The 19924-nt window shown below is 62.6% G+C and carries 14 protein-coding genes and 1 rRNA gene; 5 read left to right on the top strand and 10 right to left on the bottom strand.

Annotation, left to right across the window (positions count from 1 at the left end):
- Nucleotides 1-218: 218 nt before the first annotated feature.
- Nucleotides 219-337: ribosomal RNA gene (gene rrf / locus ACE03M_RS19700) — 5S ribosomal RNA — on the top strand.
- Between the two features lie 860 nt (nt 338-1197).
- On the opposite strand, the gene ACE03M_RS19695 is transcribed toward rrf, so the two are convergent.
- Nucleotides 1198-2337, bottom strand: a complete 1140-nt coding sequence (locus tag ACE03M_RS19695; protein ID WP_485935751.1) for a DUF6882 domain-containing protein — start codon at nt 2335-2337, stop codon at nt 1198-1200.
- A 229-nt stretch (nt 2338-2566) separates the two neighbouring features.
- Here ACE03M_RS19695 and ACE03M_RS19690 point away from each other — a divergent pair, with 229 nt between their 5' ends.
- From ACE03M_RS19690 to ACE03M_RS19675, 4 genes are all read left to right on the top strand, one after another.
- On the top strand, nt 2567-4300 hold the full coding sequence (locus ACE03M_RS19690; RefSeq protein WP_485935749.1) for an ABC transporter ATP-binding protein: 1734 nt from the start codon (nt 2567-2569) through the stop codon (nt 4298-4300).
- Between the two features lies 1 nt (nt 4301).
- Complete coding sequence (locus ACE03M_RS19685) at nt 4302-6503, top strand: ABC transporter ATP-binding protein (RefSeq protein ID WP_395949563.1); 2202 nt, start codon at nt 4302-4304, stop codon at nt 6501-6503.
- 396 nt (nt 6504-6899) lie between these two features.
- Nucleotides 6900-8633, top strand: a complete 1734-nt coding sequence (locus tag ACE03M_RS19680) for a hypothetical protein (protein WP_485935747.1) — start codon at nt 6900-6902, stop codon at nt 8631-8633.
- A gap of 314 nt (nt 8634-8947) precedes the next feature.
- Nucleotides 8948-9442, top strand: coding sequence for a peptidoglycan-binding domain-containing protein (locus ACE03M_RS19675; RefSeq protein ID WP_143922324.1), 495 nt, complete (start codon nt 8948-8950; stop codon nt 9440-9442).
- 252 nt (nt 9443-9694) lie between these two features.
- Here ACE03M_RS19675 and purQ read toward each other — a convergent pair whose 3' ends face one another.
- The 9 genes from purQ to ACE03M_RS19630 form a co-directional block, all read right to left on the bottom strand.
- Complete coding sequence (purQ, locus tag ACE03M_RS19670) at nt 9695-10432, bottom strand: phosphoribosylformylglycinamidine synthase subunit PurQ (RefSeq protein WP_143922323.1); 738 nt, start codon at nt 10430-10432, stop codon at nt 9695-9697.
- The gene (gene purS, locus ACE03M_RS19665) at nt 10432-10686 is read right to left on the bottom strand and encodes a phosphoribosylformylglycinamidine synthase subunit PurS (RefSeq protein WP_143922322.1); all 255 of its coding nucleotides are present in this window, start codon (nt 10684-10686) and stop codon (nt 10432-10434) included. The genes purQ and purS overlap by 1 nt, the downstream gene beginning before the upstream one ends.
- Before the next feature lie 154 nt (nt 10687-10840).
- The gene (locus ACE03M_RS19660; RefSeq protein WP_143922321.1) at nt 10841-12262 is read right to left on the bottom strand and encodes an NAD(P)/FAD-dependent oxidoreductase; all 1422 of its coding nucleotides are present in this window, start codon (nt 12260-12262) and stop codon (nt 10841-10843) included.
- A 162-nt stretch (nt 12263-12424) separates the two neighbouring features.
- Nucleotides 12425-13288, bottom strand: coding sequence for an ABC transporter permease (locus tag ACE03M_RS19655; protein ID WP_143922320.1), 864 nt, complete (start codon nt 13286-13288; stop codon nt 12425-12427).
- Nucleotide 13289: 1 nt separating this feature from the next.
- On the bottom strand, nt 13290-14234 hold the full coding sequence (locus tag ACE03M_RS19650) for an ABC transporter permease (RefSeq protein WP_143922319.1): 945 nt from the start codon (nt 14232-14234) through the stop codon (nt 13290-13292).
- On the bottom strand, nt 14231-15394 hold the full coding sequence (locus ACE03M_RS19645; RefSeq protein WP_260848081.1) for a polyamine ABC transporter substrate-binding protein: 1164 nt from the start codon (nt 15392-15394) through the stop codon (nt 14231-14233). Before ACE03M_RS19645 ends, ACE03M_RS19650 begins: the two co-directional genes overlap by 4 nt.
- Nucleotide 15395: 1 nt before the next feature.
- A complete protein-coding gene (locus ACE03M_RS19640; protein ID WP_485935743.1) occupies nt 15396-16556 on the bottom strand; it encodes an ABC transporter ATP-binding protein in 1161 nt (386 codons plus the stop codon).
- The gene (locus ACE03M_RS19635) at nt 16553-18193 is read right to left on the bottom strand and encodes an amidohydrolase (protein WP_143922316.1); all 1641 of its coding nucleotides are present in this window, start codon (nt 18191-18193) and stop codon (nt 16553-16555) included. Before ACE03M_RS19635 ends, ACE03M_RS19640 begins: the two co-directional genes overlap by 4 nt.
- Before the next feature lie 156 nt (nt 18194-18349).
- Nucleotides 18350-19846, bottom strand: a complete 1497-nt coding sequence (locus ACE03M_RS19630) for an aminobutyraldehyde dehydrogenase (protein WP_485935741.1) — start codon at nt 19844-19846, stop codon at nt 18350-18352.
- Between the last annotated feature and the right edge of the window lie 78 nt (nt 19847-19924).

Below are 19924 nucleotides of genomic sequence, written 5' to 3'. Positions count from 1 at the left end.
GAAGCACTGTAAGGTGTGGAGTTGACTGGTACTAATACGCCGATCACTCATACAACCATTTTTTGTTGGTTGGTGTGTGCGAGTAACATTTATGGGTTTCATAAGATTTTAACGAGTCACGTTATTGTGGTGTTCGCGTTCGCTGTACGGTTCTTGGACCGCTACTCTGCTCTTAGAGGACTGTGAGGTTCTTGGGGTGGTTGGTGGTTTGTTGGTTTTGCGGTGGTGATAGTGGTGGGGAAACGCCCGGTTAACCGTTCCGATCCCGGTAGCTAAGCCCATTCGCGCTGATGGTACTGCAACTTGGTGGTTGTGGGAGAGTAAGTGACTGCCGCAATGTTTTTTGATGGGTTTGGGGTCATTCCACTTTGTGGGGTGGCCCCTTTCTCGTATTCATGCCAGTGGTGTGGGGTTTGTTGGGGGTTGTCTCGTGTGTTGCGGGGTGGCCCCCTTTTTTTGTTTTCGTGTTCGTGGTGTGGGGTAGTGCTCACGGTGGGTGTCGCGGTGTCGCGGTGTCGCGTATTTGGTGGTGGTCTAGTGGAGCGTTTCACATGACTGGCCCCACTGGAACAGCCTAGGGATTAAAAACGGGGCCGTCGCAGCCGCAGCCTTCCTGCTGTTCCGTCCCACCGCGTGGCTAGGCGCCCTCCTCGCTGCTCTCGACATGACCGACGTGGTTGTGCTCAACTCGACCCTCGACGTGCCCGTCAGGCGGCTCTCAGGCATCGTAGCGCTTGGCGGGATTCCTCCTTCTCGTCGCCAATCTGCCGAGGCTCTGTCGCTTCCCAGTGGGCAAGCCGACAGGGTCGACCGTGGCGCGGCAGATATCGACGAACCGTATCTTCTTGGCAACCACACGCTTGACCGGACTTCTGCTCGCGATCGCAATGCTGAGTGGCTCCGGAGCCGTAATAGGAAATAGAACCTATTGGGCCAGGTTCCATCAGCGTAGTGAGATCGCCGGCGTGTACACGGTCTCAGGTGCCACCACGCCGAACTTCAGCGACTCCCAGCTCGCGCAAGCAGTCTTCTGCCGACTGGCGATAGACCGATCAGCGGCCGTCTGTCTGAGATACGAAGACGGGAATCCGGCGAGGTCAGACTCACCTGATTCCCGTCTTCACCTAACTTTGACCCCTGACCCGGAAGGAAAGTCCCTCTTCGAGTGCGACTTCAGGTGGGATCCAGGCGCGCAGATCAACGTCCGAAGAGCTTCGAGAACAGCCCCTTCTTCTTTTTCGGCTCCTCAGCCTTGGTCTCCTGCTCCTCCGGCTGGTGATCGCCGTCCTGTGCCTCGTCCGCCGATGAGGCCGCAGGCTGTTGTTCGGAGGCCGGCGGCTGCTCGGACCCGGTCTCGGGTGTGGGACGATCAGAATCGGAGTCGCGCTCGTGACCAGGACCCGCCTCGGCGGGGGATACGCTCGGGGCAGTCTCGTGGGATGCTTCGGTGGTGGACTCCACTGGCTCCGGGGCAGGTGTCGAATCCATCGACGAGGATGGGGCCGCACCCACGTCGGAGGCCGCAGTTTCAGGAGTTGGGATCGGCGCAGGGGCAGCCGGCTGTGCAGAGGTCTCCGCGGAAGGTGTCCCAACGGATTCTTGGTCTGTCAAGGAAGCCCCGGTGGCCTGTGCATACTGCTGGGCAGCCTCCCCCTCAAGCGGTGTACCCATCTCGCAGTTGGAGATCCGGCGTTCCTCGTCAAAGGACAGGTCGGCCGAACCATCGGCGAAGAGCAGACGCAGGCCGCCCTCGGGCAACTCGGCGGTGGGGATGCCCCGCTTGCTCACATACGCCACTAGCGCTGCGCGATGGTCAGTCACCGTTGTCTGTGTCAGCCCCTGCATCAGGGCGCGCACTGTGGTCTTGACCTGGGGCTCGGGAAGGGCGAGCTCCGGAGCATCGACAAGGAGCCAGACAGTCGTACCGGCACCCGCTCCGGCGGGGTAGTGCGCCCATTTTCCGGTGATCTCCTTCGCCGCCAGGGTCAGGCGCAGCGCCAGCTCCTCATCGAGAGGGAGTTCTTCCGTGATCAGCTCAGAGACATCCTCGGCGGCACCGAACTTGCGCACGTCATGGGCGAGACCGACGACGGGCTCGGGGAACTCGTTGATGTTCTCCCATCCCCACAGCCACGTGCTCTGCCCGCTGGACTCGGAGCCGAGCAGGTGCGGGCGACCACGCAGGACAGTCCCCTCTGAGGAGGTGAAAGTCAGATGTGGGTCGGAGGTGAAATCGACCTCCCATTCGGCATCGGCGATGAGTGCGCCGAAGTGCGTCTGCATCTCTGTGGAGAAGAAGACGGCGCGATTGACGAGGTCCTGCAAAGTTGTGCTCATGATTTCAAGACTAGAGGTGTGCGCCCGATTATCGAGGAGGCACGCGGAGCCACCGCCCAGGTCGGAGCTGGTTTCGTCGGGTCATGTCAGTGGCGTGTGATGAACTGTAACGAATTGAGAGTCGGGTTCGACCTATTGCCGGGGAGGAGAATGCATGTAAGATTGTCTGTTGCGCTTTTGAATTTCTCAACGCTTTTTCGCGAACTACTCACATCTCTGGACGTCCACCGTGGCCCTATTACGCCTGTCCCTGAAATACGCTCGATCCTATTGGCTCTACATTGTCTTTGTCGTCGTCCTCCAGCTGGCCGCGACCATCGCGGCCCTATTCCTGCCGAGCCTGAATGCGCAGATCATCGACCAGGGAGTCGCCAAGGGCGATACCGACTTCATCTGGTCGACGGGAATGACGATGATCATCGTCTGCCTTGTCCAGGTCATCACCGCTGTGACTGCCATCTTCTTCGGCGCCCGCACGGGCATGGGCGTAGGGCGCGACCTGCGGCGGGCCATCTACAGCAAAGTCGACGAGCTCTCGACGCTGGAAGTCGGCAGGTTCGGCAGCGCCACGCTCATCACCCGCAACACCAACGATGTCCAACAGGTCCAGATGCTGGTGCTCATGACCCTGAACTTCATGGTCTCCACGCCGATCATGTGCATCGGTGGAGTCATCATGGCACTGCGCGAGGATGTGGGGCTGTCCTGGCTGGTATGGGTGTCCGTGCCAGCGCTGTTCATCGTCGTCGGAATCCTCGTCTACCTGCTCATGCCGCTGTTCCGACGGATGCAGGAACAGGTCGATGACATCAACGGAGTCCTCCGCGAACAGATCACCGGCATCAGAGTCGTGCGTGCGTTCGTGCGCGAACCCTTCGAGGCCGACCGCTATGCCGACGCCAACCGGGCACTGACAGAGACCTCGGTCAAGGTCGGCAACCTCTTCGTGCTCATGTTCCCGGCGATCATGATGATCCTCCACCTCGCCACCGCCGCCGTGCTGTGGTTCGGCGGCCACCGCGTCGACGCAGGCCAGATGGAAGTCGGTTCACTCACAGCCTTCCTGCAATACCTCCTGCAGATCCTCGTGGCCGTCATGATGGGTGTGTTCATGATGATGATGATTCCCCGCGCCGTCGTCTGCGCTGAGCGCATCTCCGAAGTCCTCGATTCCACCTCGTCCATGATCATCCCGGAGGGCGTCGACGAACTCCCTCGCCGAGGTGAGCTCGAGTTCCGCAATGTCACCTTCGGTTATCCCGGGGCCGAGGTTCCCGTTCTTGAGAATCTCAGCTTCACCGCACGGCCGGGTACGACGACTGCGATCATCGGCGCCACAGGTGCCGGCAAGTCCACCATCGTCAACCTCATCCCGCGTCTGCTGGACCCGCAGTCGGGAGATGTGCTCATCGACGGTGTTCCCGTCAGTGCATTCAATCGGCACCAGCTGGCACAGCTGGTGGGTCTGGTGCCGCAGAAGCCGTATCTGTTCTCCGGCTCGATCGCCTCCAACCTTCGGTTCGGAAACGAGTTCGCCGATGACTCCGAACTGTGGGAGGCACTGACGACGGCCCAGGCAACGGACTTTGTGACCGACAAGACCGACCAGCTTGAGGCTGTCGTCGCCCAGGGCGGCACGAACTTCTCCGGTGGACAGCGGCAACGGCTCTGCATCGCCAGAGCTCTGGCCGCCAATCCGAAGATCTTCGTCTTCGATGACTCGTTCTCAGCTCTCGACGTCGCCACCGACAGCCGACTGCGCAGTGCCCTGGATCAGACCACAGGCGATTCGACAGTCGTGGTCGTGGCTCAGCGAGTCTCCACGATTCGGGATGCCGACCAGATCATCGTCCTCGACGAGGGCAAGATCGTCGGACGGGGAACACACGACGAACTTGTGGATGCGAATGAGACCTACCAGGAGATCGTCGAATCCCAGCTGGCCACGGAAGGGGTGAACTGACATGACGCACCAGGAAACCAACGAGTCAACGACGTCGAACGCCTCGGCGGCAACAACGACTGCCGACCCCGACACGACACAGGCCACCGATGAGGACTACCTGCCGCAGGGCGGCGACGGGGACATGTTCGGCGACACCCCGGCGAGAAAGGCGAAGCACTTCTGGCCCTCGGTCAAACGACTGTTCGGACTGATGGCAACGGAGAAGCTCGGGCTCATCAACGTCGTCCTGCTCGTCATCGGTTCGGTCGTCCTCACCGTCATCGCACCGAAGGTACTGGGCAAGGCGATGGACATCGTCTATTCCGGTGTGATCGGATCACAGCTTCCGGCCGGAGCCGACATCGACGACATCATCGCCGGTGCCCGCGCGGAAGGCAGAGACGATTTCGCCAATATGCTGGCCACCGCAGAGGTCGTTCCCGGCCAGGGCATCGACTTCACCGCGCTCGGTCAGATCATCATCATCGTCCTCCTCATGTACCTCGTGGCCTCGATGCTCATGTGGGCGCAGGGCTACATCCTCAACGCCCTCGTCATGCGGGTCGTCTACCGGCTCCGCGAAGATATTGAACGCACCATCAACAAGCTCCCGCTGAGATACTTCGACACCAGGCAGCGCGGCGATGTGATGTCGCGGGTGACCAACGACGTCGACAACATCCAGCAGGCACTGCAGCAGGCCTTCTCTCAGCTCGTCCAGTCCGCACTGACTATTGTGGGAATCGGCGTGATGATGTTCATCGTGTCCTGGCAGTTGGCGCTGCTGGCACTCATCGCGCTTCCTCTTTCCGCGGTCATCGCCGGAGTCATCGGCACTCGGTCGCAGAAGATGTTCAAGGCGCAGTGGAAACACACCGGCGAGGTCAACGGACACGTCGAAGAATCGTTCTCCGGCCTTGACGTGGTCCGGGCCTTCGGCCGCGACGAGATCATGCTCGAAGAGTTCGACCGTCGCAACGAGTCCCTGTACAAAGCCTCGGCAGGTGCGCAGTTCGTGTCGGGCATGATCATGCCGGCGATGCAGTTCGTGTCCTACCTCAGCTACGTGCTCATCGCCGTCGCAGGCGGCCTGAAAGTGGCTTCGGGGCAGATGACGTTAGGTGACGCGACCGCGTTCATCCAGTACTCCCGTGAGTTCTCCCAGCCGATCTCCGAGATGGCCGGAGTGGCGAACATGCTGCAGTCCGGTGTCGCCTCCGCGGAGAGGACATTCGAACTGCTGGATGCCGAGGAGGAAGAACCCGACGACGCACAGGAGACGCTGCCGCAGCGTACCCCGGGCCGGGTCGAGTTCTCCGAGGTCAGCTTCCGTTACACCGAGGACACTCCGCTCATCGAGAAGGTCTCGTTCACGGCCGAACCCGGTCACACGGTGGCCATCGTCGGTCCGACCGGGGCAGGCAAGACCACCTTGGTCAACCTGGTGATGCGCTTCTACGAAATCACCGGTGGCCACATCTACCTCGACGGCACCGACACCCAGGACCTGACCCGAGCAGACCTGCGATCCCACGTGGGCATGGTGCTCCAGGACGCATGGCTGTTCGAAGGCACCATTCGAGAGAACATCCGGTACGGCCGACTCGACGCGACCGACGAAGAGGTCATGGCTGCTGCGCAGGCAACTATGGTCGATCGCTTCGTGCGACAGCTTCCCGATGGATACGACACGGTCATCGACTCCGACGGCGGCAGCGTCTCTGCCGGTGAACGTCAGCTCATCACGATCGCGCGGGCGTTCCTCGCCGACCCGTCACTGCTCATCCTCGACGAGGCGACATCTTCGGTCGACACCCGTACGGAGGTTCTCGTCCAACAGGCCATGGCTGCTCTGAGAACGGACAGAACATCGTTTGTCATCGCACACCGCCTGTCGACGATCCGTGATGCCCACACCATTCTGGTGATGGAGGACGGAGCCATCGTCGAACACGGCAACCACGAGGAGCTGCTGAACGCGGAAGGAGCGTACTACCGCCTCTACATGTCACAGTTCCGTGGAGAGGATGCGGAGGAGCAATTCACCGCCGAGGTGCTCGCTGAGTCAGAGACCGAGATCGGAATCGTCGTCGAAGATCGTACGGACACGGATGCCGCTGACAACGTCTATGGCGCTGACGACGCTGAGTCTGCGGAGGGAAGTCACGACGGCGGGCCCGCCGCCAGGGGGCTGAAGGGCGACACAGTCACGGACACCTGAACCCATTGCGACTGATGACATGGTCGCAACCGGCGAATCGGCCCCTCCAGCTTCGGCTGTGGGGGCCGAAGCCATCTCATTTCGAAAGTAACGATTATCGGCCCTAGATGACCGTCTGTACACAATCGTGACATGGGCTCGTCCCTGCTCTCACGCTGTCCCTGGTGCTGTGCCTGGAGAGAAAGTCGTGGTGGACGGAGGAACCAGCACCGAAATAGGCAGGACGAACCGTTCTCCGGACCAGGACGATGTCTCAAACGGATAAACATTCTGAAATTACTCAATCACATTTCCGTCATGAACTAAAAGACCAAAAGTCGCGACCCGCTAACTACGGACGTATGGTCCATTTCATCACCGAACACGGCAGCCACGCAGATCTCTGGAAGGATCATCATGAAACGGCTGGCACTTGCAGCAAGCATCGCACTGGCGATCTCCACGCTCGGAGTCGGTCCGGCGACCGCGAGCACATTGACCACAGCTGAAGCATTGGCTGCGCACGAAGGCACGGAGTCTCCGAGTGAAGACGCCGCCGATCCCGGTGAAGCAGACGAGCCCGGTGCTGACGCTTCCGCCCCGGGCGCAGGCACGAATGAGGCAGAGGGTGATGCCGAGGCCACCGAGCCACCTGAGGACGAGGCAGCCGATCCTGATGCAGCTGAAGACGGAGCGGAGAAGGACGGCGCTGCCGATGATGCAGAGAAAGCCGAGGCGATCGATGCCGGCTTCTCCCTCGAGAAGACGGAGATGACCGCCGAAGAGATCGGTGACCCCAACCAGGGCGTCCGGTACACCGTCGATTCCCTCGAAGCTGGGGACGTCGTCACCGCTGAACCCGGTGAGGCCACCTCGACGACAGTCGAGAGCGACGGTGCATTCACCGGGACGATCCTCGGCAACACGGAGCTCAAGACCGGTGACACTCTCGATGTCACAGTCACCGTCAAGCGTGAGGGAGCGGAATCGAAGACCTTCAGTGGCAGCGTCGAGGTCGTGGCTCCCGATGATGAGGAGCAGGAGGCAGACCTTACAGTTTCGCCGAAGACTCAGAACTTGGACGCCTTCATGAACGACGGTGTCCAGATCACCCTCGTCAACTGCGTGATGGACGAAGAGGTCATTTTCCGCATCGCTCGCAAGGGCGACCCAGACACCACCATCTGGGAGGACTCACAGATGGCCGGTGAAGATGCGGCCGGTTCCACCACGTTCATCCCTGGCACGGGCGGTGAGGGCTGGGTTGGTGACTTCGTGGTCACGGCTTCGTGCGGCGACGAGAGTGCGGAGACGACCTTCACCGTGACCGATGGTGACGGCGACGATGCGAACTCGGATCTCACCGTTTCGCCCAAGACTCAGAACCTGGAGGAGTTCCTCAACGACGGAGTCCACATGACATTCGTCAACTGCCATGTAGACGAAGAGGTGACGTTCAAGGTGAGCACCAAGAACGACCCCGACACCACCATCTGGGAAGAGGCGCAGCAGGCCGGTGAAGACGCAGCCGGGCATGCCAGGTTCATGCCCCAAGGAGAAGGCGGCAAAATGTGGGTCGACGAGTACCTCGTCAGGGTTTCGTGCGGGGACAAGAGTGCGGTGACGACCTTCACCGTGACCGGCGACGACACCGACTCCGAAGCGAAGCTTGCCATCAATCCGGTGAAGATCTCTGCAGTCGACTTCATCAACCGAGACAAGGGTGTGACGATCACTGTCACCAAATGTGAACCGGGCAGCGAGGTCAAGTTCGAGGTCTGGGGACTCGAACCCAGTGAGAAGCTCTACGAACAGAGCGCCGAGGCGAATGAGAACGCAGCGGCCTCGGTTCAGATCTACGGACTCGGCGACGATCCCGCACCCTACGTCGGCACCTACACAGTGTTTGCGATGTGCGCGGACCAAGCGGAGATGGAAGCCGAATTCCTCGTCACCAGCAACCGTGGCGGCACTGATGGCGGCAACGGTGGCGAGGCCGGCGAGTCCGGCCCAGCGGATGATCCCGGCAACGCCGGCTCGATGCCGCGCACCGGTGCCGAAATCACCGGCCTCGGCGCCGGAGCAGTGTTGATCTTGGGAGGTGCAGCGACAGTTCTCTTCGCCCGCCGCTGCTCACAGCTCGGGCAGTGATCGGTGACCCGACGGGTTGGTGAGTACCCCCGGCCCGTCGGCGCGAATCGACACTGACAGAAGGGCGTTCGGCCCCGGTGCATCGACTCATCGAATCTGCAGATGAGCCAGTGCACCGGGGCTGAACTGCGTGCCATGACCCAAACATCGAGCCTGTGTCGGCACCAACTCGCGGGCATGCCTTCTGAGTACCGTCGGACCCTTGTCGCACAAGGAACTGCGGTCCTAGATTGACGCTTGTGGCGGCAAGGCTGCTTCCACAGATGTTCACAGCCGGTCAATGAGGATCCACCGGCACCGATAGAGGAGGAAAAATGTCGAACCCCGGTCAGCCGATCATCGAAAAGGGGTCACAAGGCGACGTCGTCAAGAGGGCACAGCGAGCACTGCGCAGAGTGCCGGATCATTCAGTGGCGGTCGACGGAATATTCGGACCCGTCACGGAAGAAGCGGTGAAGAACTTCCAGCGAGGATCTGGGCTGGACGATGATGGCATCGTCGGGCACAAGACTTGGGAAGCACTGCCTGACGGCGGACCGATGCCCGTGCTCAAGGAAGGTTCGACCCATAAAGCCGTCGCCGACCTCCAGGAAGTGCTGAAAAACGGCTCGGTCGAAGGAGACTGGCCCTCACCAGGGGAGCCCGATGGCAAATTCGGAGCCGAGACCAAGGCCGCTGTGGAGGGCTTCCAGAAGTGGGGCGAGGCTGACGTCGACGGCGTCGTCGGTGACGAGACGTGGTCGGTTGAGCTGCATGCGGCATCCGCGACTCTCGAGACGGCCGTCGGCCTCAAATGGGTTGAGGACTGACTCCGGGTCAGTCGGGAGCTGCTCGGCGACCCGAAACAGTCCATAACAATCGGATCGCGCGCCGCGCGAAGACATCAATGCGTGACACTGAAACTGAGCACCAGCTGGGCACCAACCTTGCCCGGTTCAGGTGAATCGCCGGGCAGAAGGAGAGTTCCCAGGCTCAGCTCAACGGGTGAGCAAGTTTCGCTGTCATCACGGAAGCCCGACGAGACGAACGTGAAGTTCAAGTGAGGTCACCGGTCTGTGAGCTCAGCCCCTGACCAGAGTGCGTACGGCCGAAGAGAAGAATCCCTGACCGTCGATGCCGCCGCCGTCTTCGGGTCCGAAACCGGCCTCGACAGCATGTTCGGGGTGGGGCATGAGCCCCACGACGTTTCCGGCCTCATTCGTGATGCCGGCGATGTCGCGTAGAGAACCGTTGGGGTTGGACCCCTGATAGCGGAAGACCACGCGGCCGGTGCCTTCGAGTTCGTCGAGAATCTCGTCGGTGGCGACGAACCCGCCTTCACCGTTCTTCAGCGGAATGCGAATGGTCTGTCCCTGCGTGTAGTCACCGGTCCAAGCAGTATTCGTGTTCTCCACAACCAGTTCCTGGTCACGGCAGATGAAATGCTGGTGGTCATTGCGGATGAGGGCGCCAGGCAGCAGGTGCGATTCGCACAGGATCTGGAATCCGTTGCAGATGCCAAGGACCGGCATTCCGGCGTTGGCGGCGGAGACGACAGCTTCCATGATCGGAGCGAAGCCCGCGATCGCGCCGCAGCGCAGGTAGTCCCCGTAGGAGAACCCACCGGGCAGAATGACACCGTCGACACCGGCAAGCGTGGAATCGGCGTGCCACAGGTTGACCGGCTTCGCACCGGCAAGACGAACCGCACGTGCGGCATCACGATCATCGAGGGTGCCGGGGAACGTCACAACACCGATCGAGACTCCGGACTCAGCACCCGCCTCGGCGATGGTGGCGTCGGTGACGACCGCGGTCATCAGGCTTCCTCGACGGCGCGAACGGCCACGACGTTCTCGATGACCGGGTTGGACAGGAGCTTCTCCGCCGCCTCACGAGCCTGCGCGAGAACCTCCTCGGTGACCTCACCCGCGACCTCGAGTTCGAAGCGCTTCCCCTGTCGGACCTCACCGAAACCGGTGAAGCCGAGTCGGGACATTCCACCGGAGATCGCCTTACCCTGAGGGTCAAGAATCTCGGGTTTGGGCATCACCTCAACGACGACACGTGCCATGCGTGCTCTGCTCCTTCAAGAAAGTGTTCGGGAGTTCCTCCCGCGCTCGCTGAAAGTCTATCAAGCGCGGAAGGAACTCCCGCCTTCGGTCCGAGCTGCGGACGCCACCGGTTGCCCCGGACGCCACCGGTTGCCCCGGACGTCGCCGGCAGCGTCAGGAGTCGAAGCCCATGCCCACAGCATCGAGAGCTTTGAGCAGCGGACCTCGTCGGCCTTCGTTGCTGTCGGCCTTGATCATCGCATTCGTCGTCATCTGGATGCCCAGCCAGGCCACCGGTTCGGGCGGGAAGGGCAGTGGCAGCTTGCGCACCATCTCCAGCTGGGTCAGCTCGGTGTCCTGCCCGGACAGCAGGTCGAGCATGACCGTGCCGGCGAAACGTGAAGCGCCCACGCCCAGTCCGGTGAAGCCGGCGGCCATGGCGACCTTCTTGCCGTAGGCCGTGGTGAAGAAGGAGAAGAAACGCGAACAGGTGTCGATCGGCCCACCCCATTTGTGGCTGAACTTCAGATCAGACAGCTGCGGGAAGGTCTCGTAGAAGTGCTCGGCCAGGGTCTCGAAGGTCTCGGGGCGCTGGTCGTACTTCCACGACACCTGTCTCCCGTAGTGGTAGACGGCGTCCCATCCGCCGAAGAGGATGCGATTGTCGGCCGAGAGCCGATAGTAGTGGAACCGGTTCGCGCAGTCGCCGATGCCCTGCCGTCCGCTCCAGCCGATGGACTCCAGCTGCTCATCGCTGAGCGGTTCGGTCATCAGGGCATAGTCGTAGACGGGGACGGTATGGAGACTGGCCCGCTTGAGCAGAGAGGGGAAGACGTTCGTGGCCAACGCAACGCGATTGGCTGTGATGATGCTGCAGGGAGCGGCTCTGCAGTCCTCCGAGCTCTGGGCTGTCACCAGAGTCGTGATCTGGACCGTCGACTTCCGATCACTGACATCCGTGACCTTCGTGCCTTCGAAGACTTCGACGCCGAGTTCCCGGATGACCCGCAGCAGCTCCCAGCACAGCTTGGCAGGGTTGACCATGGCGACCTCGCGCGAGTCCCAGAGGGCGCCCTTGTAGGTCGGAGACTTCACAATCTGAGCCAGCTCCTCCTGATTGTAGAAGATGAAACCGGCCTCTGGGTCATGTGCTTCTCGCAGCTCCGGGACCTGGTAGTCCTCGGTCGCGACGTCGAGTTCACCGGTGCGTTCGAACTCGACGTCCATGCCGTACCTGGTCACGGCCGCACCGATCGCATCGAGGTTCTCCCGCCCCAGCTGTGCCAGGCGTTCGTTCTCATTCGGAAGATGGGACTCACCGTTGTCATAGCCGTGGGTCAGGCTGGCTGCGCAGAACCCGCCGTTGCGGCCAGAGGCGGCCCATCCGATCGAATTCGCCTCGACCAGGACGACATGGCGCTTCGGCTCACGCTCCTTTGCCTGCAGCGCCGTCCACAGCCCGGTGAAACCTCCCCCGACGATGACGAGATCGGCCTCGATGTCGTGAGTCAGCGGCGGCAGGGGCTCCGGGCGGCGCGCGGAATCGAGCCAGAACGGCACGGTGGAGGCGTCGGCCAGTGCGGCATTGACGTCCATGTCATCTCTCCTTCTGTCTGACCGCAATCGTCTGCGGCCCGACGGCAATCGTCTGCCAATTGTCGGCATTCGTATTCTGCCTTGCGGCAATCATTGCAGGGGTGGCAACCCTCGGGTCCCAGGACCCACCTCGGCGAGGCCACCCGCCTGCCTCGGCGGGGTTCACCCTGCCATCGTCTTGATGATCTCTGTCGGACTTCCACCCGCCTTGCGCAGCACGAAGCCGACGAAGGCCAAGGCCAGGAGGGTGAGGAGGAACATCAGGGTCGAGATCGCCGCGACTTCTGGACGCAGCGCCACCCTGACGGCAGAGAAGATGTAGACCGGCCACGGGGTGTAGCCGGGCTGCTGGACGAAGCTCGAGAGGATCGTGTTGTCGAGGCTGACCGTGAACGACATCAGCGCACCGGCGAGGATGCCGGGAGCCGCGATCGGCAAAGTGATGTCCTTGAACCGATTCCACGGCGTCGCCCCCAGGTCCGCGGCTGCATCTTCGAGCTGGGAGTCGATGCCGGCCAGTCGGGCGCGCACGATGAACGTCACGATCGCCATGGAGAACATCGCGTGCGAGATGATGAGCCTGACCAGACCGTTGTTCAGCGGTGTGATGCCCCAGTCGACCCCGACGGTGACGAACCACGGGAGGAATGAGATGCCGTCGACGATCTCAGGGGTGACCAAGGTGAGGCCCAGAATCGCGGTCAGGCCCAGCGCCCACCACGCGCCCTTCGGTGCCCTGGCCAAAGCCACACCGCCGAGAGTGCCGAAGATCGTTGAGACGAGTGCGGCACCCACAGCGGCCTGGAGGCTCGTGACGACCGAGGAGATGATGATGTCGTTGTTGATCCCGGAGATGTAGGCGTCGAGGCCGAAGCCGCGGAAGTTCGCCAGCACCTTGCCGGTGTTGAACGAGTACGCAATGATGACTGCGATCGGGAGGAACAGGTAGGCGAAGACCAGGATCCCCCAGACGTGGAGTCCGATGTCTGTCGGGGTTCGGCGGGCGAACGTATTCTTCTTCGACATCTCAGGCCCTCCCATCTTTCAGCGGCACACTGTTCAGTCGGGCCGCGATCGCCTGCCCCAGTTTGAGCAGGCCGAATCCGACCCCGACGACCGCCAGAGTCGCGAGGATCAAGATCACCGCCATGGCCGCGCCGACTGCCCAGTTCTGGGCCGTATTGAATTGGTTGGCGATGAGCTGCCCGACCATGGATCCACTGGCCCCGCCGAGGACGGTCGCCGTGACGTAGTCACCGTTGAGTGGGATGAATACGAGCAGGCACCCCGAGACGACACCTGGCATCGCCATCGGCAGCGTCACCCGCAGGAACGTCGTGACCTTGCCAGCGCCGAGGTCGTAGCTGGCTTCGCGCAGCTTCTGTCCCGAGGCATCGATGGCGACGAAGAGCGGCAGGATCATCAGCGGCAGATAGTTGTAGACGACGCCGATCTGGACCGCCGATCGCGTGTAGAGGATGTCGAGCGGTCCGTCGAGCATCCCCAGACCCTGCATCCACTTCGAGAGGAAGCCATCGGGGGAGAGCATGATCTGCCACCCCAGGGTGCGGACGAGGAAGTTCGTCCAGAACGGAACCATGACCAGGGCCAGAGCCAAGGATCTGCGGGCCGGCGAAACCTTGATGGCCAGCCAGTAGGCGAAGGGCAGGGAGATGATCAGACACAGGATAGTGCCGACGATGGAGATCCGCAGGGTCGCGAAGAACGTCGACACGAAGCTGGCCGACATGGCCTCGGGGTACCTGTCGAAGGAGAGGCGATCGGTGGCCACGGCCGTGAACTCGTCGGGTTTGTAGCCGAAGCTGTAGAAGATGACCAGCGCCACGGGAATGATGAAGAAGAAAAGCGCATACGCCCAGGTCGGGAACGACATGGCCGAGGCGCCGAAGAACCTCGCGGACATGCCTCCGGGCTTCTTATCGGGCGTTGATCTGGCTGCCTGCGTGCTCATGCTCCGCTCCTTGCCTGCGCATCGGCGTAGATCTTCGTGCGGATCTGATCGGCCGGGGTCTGCTTGCTGGGTTCAAGACGGTCGAGGACCTTCTGAGCCGGGAAGATGAGGTCCTGCTCGTCGAGTTCGGCCTTCTTCGCCTGCTCCGCCAGGCCCTTCGTGCCGATCGGGTAGCCGATGTAGTCGAGCTGTTCGACCGCGGTCTCCGGAGAGATCATCTGATTGATGAAGGCATGGGCGGAGTCGGGATGCTGAGCGCCGGTGGCGATGGCCCAGCAATCCATCCACAGGTTCGCCGAGGGAGTCGGAAACACGAACTTCCAGTTCTCAGGATCGGCCGCCTCTGACAATCCCTGTCGGGCATCGCCGTTGAAGGCCTGCAGCAAGGTGAAGCTGCCCTGGATCATGCCCGTGGCGACATTGCCGATATAGGCTTTCGTGTTCGGTGCGAGCTTGTCGAGGACGACGCGGCGTGCCTCCTCGAGTTCCTTCTCGTCCTGGGTGTTGAGGCTGTAGCCCAGAGCCGCCAGTGCGATGGCGGAGACTTCCCACGGGTCCTCGAGCAGCGAGGTGGTCCCGGCCGCTTCCTTCTGTGCGGTGTCGATGAAGTCCTGCCAACTCGTCATCTCGTGAGTGATCTTCTTCGTGTTGTAGACGAACCCCGTGGTCCCCCAGGCCTTGCAGATCGAGTACGTGTTGTCGGGATCGAAGTACTGGTGCGTGAAGTTCGGGTCCATGTGCGTGAAGTTCGGGATGAGATCGAGGTCGAGTTCCTGGAGCAGATCGTGTTTGAGCATCTGCGGAATGTTCGATCCCGTCGGCACCACCACGTCATAGCCCGAGGTTCCGCGCGAGGTGGAGAGCTTCGCGATGAGCTCCTCGTTCGACCCGTAGGAGTCGACTTGGACGAGCACGTCGTTCTTCGCTTTGAATGCTTCGATGAGTTCGGGGTTGTCGTAGTCGCCCCAGGAATAGAGGTTGAGCTTCGACTCGAGCTCACCGTCCGTGGGCGGTGAAGCGGCCATCGTCGTGTTGCGGCCACAGGCGCTCAGCGCGCCCAGGCCGACGACACCGAATCCGGCCAAGAGCGCTCGCCTGCTCAGCCTCGTAGAGGCGGCCCGGGGCGCCAGGAAATGCACATCGGGGATCCTGCCCGCCATCTCAGACACCGCTCTCATAGTCGTAGACGGCCACGTCGTCGGCATTCCAACTCAGGTCCACCTCGGCGTCGGCGGAAAGCACTTCGTTGCCGGCGGCCGGCACCCGAGCCAGGAGCTCATCGTTGTCCCCGGCCACGAGCATGTATTGGATGACGTCGCCGAGAAATGACACAGACAGGACCCGACCACGAGCGGAGTTCGCGGCCAATCCATCGGTCCCGGCAGGGGCGACGCGCATGCGTTCGGGCCGAATGGCAGCCCGCACCTTGTCTCCGACGCTCAGCGTCGAAGCCGTCCCCGACGCCGAGACGGGTCGGATGTCGAGGGTCGTCGTTTCCATGACAGCGTTCGCCGTTCTCAACGTCGCGGTGGATCCGTTGATGTCGGTCACCTCGGCGGGGACGAAGTTCTGCTTGCCGATGAAGCCGGCCACGAAGCCGTTGACAGGATTGGCATAGATGTCTTCGCCGGAGCCGATCTGCTGGATCACGCCGTTGTACATGACGACGATCCGGTCGCTCATCGCCAGCGCCTCGTCCTGGTCATGGGTGACGAAGACGAAGGTCGTGTCCAGGCGAGTGTGGAGGCGTTTGAGCTCGAGCTGCATCTCCTCACGCAGCTTCCGGTCCAGAGCCGACATCGGTTCGTCGAGGAGGAGGACCTGCGGACGGTTGACCAGGGCTCGGGCCAGCGCGATGCGCTGCTGCTGGCCGCCGGAGAGCTGTTCGGGTTTGCGCCCGGCGAAGTCCTCCATCTGGACCAGGGCGAGAACCTCACGGACCCTCTCCGCGATCTCCGACTTCGGAGTCTTGGACTGTTTGAGGCCGTAGGCGATGTTGTCGGCGATGTTCATGTGCGGGAACAGCAGATAGGACTGGAACACCGTATTGACCGGCCGGCGGTGCGGCGGGAGGCTGACGATGTCCTTGCCGGAGAGCAGGATCGCCCCGTCGGTGGGAGCTTCGAACCCGGCGATCATGCGCAGCAGGGTCGTCTTGCCGCAGCCGGAGGGCCCCAGCAGTGAGAGGAACTCGCCCTTGCGCACCGACAGATCGAGCCTTTCGATCGCGGTGTTGTTGCCGAAGACCTTCTTCACCCCTTGAACTTCCAAGTGCTGAAGCTGTGTGGGCGTCGTTGCATCGGGAATGGCTGTTGTGGTCATGATTGCCTTTCAGCGGCGATGGCGTCGTGGACGATGCGGCCGCCTGCGATCGTCATTTCGTTGTGCACCTCGGCGAGCCTGCCGGGGTCGAGGGCGAAGGGGTTGGCGCTGGCCAGTGCGAGGTTCGCGATCTGGCCAGGGCGAATCGTTCCGTTGGCTTCTGAACGCAGCAGATGCGCGGAACCGGAGGTGTAGGCACGCAGCGCCGTCGACAGGTCGATGGCCTGCTCGGGCAGCAGCGGAGCCGGATCGCCGGCGTCCGGATGCGAGCGGTTGACTGCCACGTGGATGGCCTCCCACGGGTTCGGCGTCGAGACCGGCCAATCCGACCCCATCGCCAAGTGTGTGCCGGCATCGGCGAAGGACTTGAAGGGATAGAGCCAGCGGGAGCGTTCGGTCCCGAGGTAGGGAAGGTTGAGGTCGAGCAGCTGCTGGTCGTGACAGGCCCACAGCGCCTGCAGGTTCGCGGTGATTCCGAGCTGAGCGAATCGGCCGATGTCGACGGGATCGACGACCTGAACGTGGGCGATGTGGTGCCGGCGAACACTGTTCCCGATGGACTCGAAGGCGTCGAGGGCCGCCTTGTTCGCTGCATCACCGATCGCATGGCAGTGGATGTCGAAGCCTGCCGCGTCGAGGGCGGCGAAGGCTTGGTGCAGGTGCTCACGGGTGAAGTAGCTGGTGCCGAATCCGCCGCAGGCGCAGCTGTATTCGGCACTCATCGCGGCGGTCCGGGATTCGACGATGCCGTCGAGCATGAACTTGACCGAGGTGGTGCGGAAAGCCCCGTGAGTTCGCCGCTGCTCGAGCAGGGCTGCGACCTGGGCGTCGATGTCGTCGACGTCACGGGGCCACCACAGGCTGCCGACGACCTCGGCGCTCAGATCGCCTGTGTCCTCTGCTTCGATGTAGGCGTCGAAGGGGGAGCGGTGGCCGGAGTAGTCGCCGACGATGGCGTCCATCCAGGCGGTGACGCCGAACGCATGGAGGTAGGACTGTCCGGCGAGGAGTCCGGCGCGGATGTCGGCGTCGGAGGCGGCCGGGACATGGGCGGAGACGAGATCCATGGCAGATTCGTGCAGGCACCCGGTCGGTGCTCCCGCTGCGTCCTTCTCTATCACGCCACCGGGCGGGGTGGGTGTGGAGGCATCGAGGCCAGCGAGATCCATGGCCCGCGTGTTCACCCACGCCGAGTGGTGGTCCGCGCTGAGCAGGATGACGGGCCGGTCCGGGCTCAGTTCGTCGAGGAGCACAGCGGTCGGTGCACCGCCGGGAAAGTCGGCCATCGACCAGCCGCCGCCGGTGACCCAGCTGTCGTCTGTCGTTCCGGCGGCGGTGCCGGTGCCGGGGGCGGTCGCGGTCACATAGCCGCGAATCATCTCAAGTGAGGCCTCGAGGTCCTGTGCTTCGCTGAGATCGCAGGCCAGGGACTCCTGTCCGCCGAAGGTGGTGTGCACATGGGCGTCGACGAACCCGGGTGTGATCAGCTTTCCCGTGGCCGTGATGGTGTGTTCGGAAGGGTCGGCGGCCGCTCCGGTGCCGATCTCGGTGATGATTCCATCGCGGATGCTGATGCGGTTCGCAGGCAGGACCGAGTGTCCGTCGAAGATGCTGACGTCGAGTACGTCGAGGTTCATGTTCCTCCCGACTTCCTTGTCGAAGGTGAGGCCGAGCGCGCTGGAGGCGCTTGGCAGGATGTCATTGTATGTCCGCCGAGGCATCGGGCCACAGGGCTCGGACCGGCTGTTATCCGTTCGTGTCCGAGCCCGTGATCGGCAGCCCGCGGCAGAGTGTCAGGACGTGAAGATGGTGTCCTGCCATTCGTGGTGCGGGCCCTCGTGTTGGTCGATGAAGACGTGCTTGACCTGTGTGTACTCATCGAGCGAGTACTGGCTCATGTCCTTTCCGAATCCGGAGGCCTTATATCCGCCGTGAGGCATGTCGGAGACGATCGGGATGTGCTCGTTGATCCACACGCATCCGGCTTCGATGTCGGCCGCAGCACGCAGCGTCCGGTTCGTGGTCGTCGTCCAGGCGCTCGCCGCCAACCCGTAAGGGGTGTCGTTGGCCAGTTCGATGGCCTCGTCATCGGTGTCGAAGGCGATCGCGACGAGGACGGGTCCGAAGATCTCCTCACGCCATACCTCGGCGTCGGTGTCGATTCCGCTGATGAGGGTGGGTGTGTAGTACGCCGTTGAGTCGATGTCTCCGGGCAGAGCCTCGCCGAGGTGGTTCGTCGTCGGGATCGCTGCGCCGCAGTGGATCGTGGCCCCGGCTGCCCGGGCGCGGTCGACCATCTCGGCGACGCGTGAGCGGTGGGTCAGCGAGATGAGGGAGCCCATGTCAGTGGCGGGGTTCGACGGGTTGCCCAAGCGGACGCCTTCCATGAGTTCGGTGACGCGGGTAGTGAAGGCCTCGAAGTGTTCGCGGGCGACGATGGCCCGGGTCGCCGCGGTGCAGTCCTGGCCGGAGTTGATGAGCGAACCGGCCACGGCACCGCGGGCGGCGGCTTCGATGTCGGCATCGTCGAAGACGACGAACGGGGCCTTGCCGCCGAGTTCGAGGTGGACGCGAGAGCCCTTCGCCGCGGCGAGTTCCATGATGCGTCGGCCCACCTTCGTCGATCCTGTGAACGAGGACATGACGACATCGGGGTGAGTGATGAGTGCTTCACCGGCCTCGAGCCCGTCACCGGCGATGATGTTGATGACACCGGGGGCGAAGCCGGCGGCGGTGGCAGCCTCGGCGAGGATGAGTGAGGTCCCGGGAGTCATCTCCGAGGTCTTGAGCACGATCGTGTTGCCGGCTGCGACGGCGGGGAAGATCTTCCATGCGGCCATCTGCAGCGGGTAGTTCCACGGGGCGATGGAGCCGACCACGCCGAGGGGTTCGCGCCTGGTCATCGACGTCGACTTCTCCCAATAGGTGCCGGCGGCCAAACCGGTGAGCTGCCGGGCGGCCCCGGCGAAGAACTTCGCGTTGTCGATTGAGCCGGGCACATCGAATTCCTTGGCCAGGCGGATGGACTTGCCTGTCTGCTGCGACTCGAGTTCGGCGAGTTCGTCGGCGCGAGCCTCGAGGTGGGCGGCGAGGCCGAGCATCAGCTCCGCGCGCTCGCCAGGGGTGAGTGCTTTGAAAGCGGGATAGGCGGCCTTCGCCGAGGCGACGGCTTCATTGACATCCTCGGCGTTGGCGAGCGTGTACTCACCGATCGTCTCACCGGTGGCGGGATTGATGAGCGTGAAGCTGTCACCGCTGCCTTCGTGATAGGTGCCGTTCCAATAATGCATGTCGTCACTTCCAACCGAGTTTGCACGTCTGTGTGTGAGCCTGCGCGGAGCAGTGTGGGCCTGGTCACACACAGTATC

It is taken from the genome of Brevibacterium sp. AGC70, assembly GCF_057334195.1.
The sequence above is the reverse complement of the archived record's forward strand: the minus strand, read 5'-3'. Positions and strand labels throughout refer to the sequence as shown.

Bases quoted from the DNA above. Each gene is read 5' to 3' on its own strand.
- ACE03M_RS19645 (WP_260848081.1), bottom strand. From the start codon at position 15,394: ATGGCGGGCAGGATCCCCGATGTGCATTTCCTGGCGCCCCGGGCCGCC.
- ACE03M_RS19675 (WP_143922324.1), top strand. From the start codon at position 8,948: ATGTCGAACCCCGGTCAGCCGATCATCGAAAAGGGGTCACAAGGCGAC.
- ACE03M_RS19680 (WP_485935747.1), top strand. From the start codon at position 6,900: ATGAAACGGCTGGCACTTGCAGCAAGCATCGCACTGGCGATCTCCACG.
- purQ (WP_143922323.1), bottom strand. From the start codon at position 10,432: ATGACCGCGGTCGTCACCGACGCCACCATCGCCGAGGCGGGTGCTGAG.
- purS (WP_143922322.1), bottom strand. From the start codon at position 10,686: ATGGCACGTGTCGTCGTTGAGGTGATGCCCAAACCCGAGATTCTTGAC.
- ACE03M_RS19655 (WP_143922320.1), bottom strand. From the start codon at position 13,288: ATGTCGAAGAAGAATACGTTCGCCCGCCGAACCCCGACAGACATCGGA.
- ACE03M_RS19660 (WP_143922321.1), bottom strand. From the start codon at position 12,262: ATGGACGTCAATGCCGCACTGGCCGACGCCTCCACCGTGCCGTTCTGG.
- ACE03M_RS19695 (WP_485935751.1), bottom strand. From the start codon at position 2,337: ATGAGCACAACTTTGCAGGACCTCGTCAATCGCGCCGTCTTCTTCTCC.
- ACE03M_RS19650 (WP_143922319.1), bottom strand. From the start codon at position 14,234: ATGAGCACGCAGGCAGCCAGATCAACGCCCGATAAGAAGCCCGGAGGC.
- ACE03M_RS19635 (WP_143922316.1), bottom strand. From the start codon at position 18,193: ATGAACCTCGACGTACTCGACGTCAGCATCTTCGACGGACACTCGGTC.
- ACE03M_RS19685 (WP_395949563.1), top strand. From the start codon at position 4,302: ATGACGCACCAGGAAACCAACGAGTCAACGACGTCGAACGCCTCGGCG.
- ACE03M_RS19640 (WP_485935743.1), bottom strand. From the start codon at position 16,556: ATGACCACAACAGCCATTCCCGATGCAACGACGCCCACACAGCTTCAG.
- ACE03M_RS19630 (WP_485935741.1), bottom strand. From the start codon at position 19,846: ATGCATTATTGGAACGGCACCTATCACGAAGGCAGCGGTGACAGCTTC.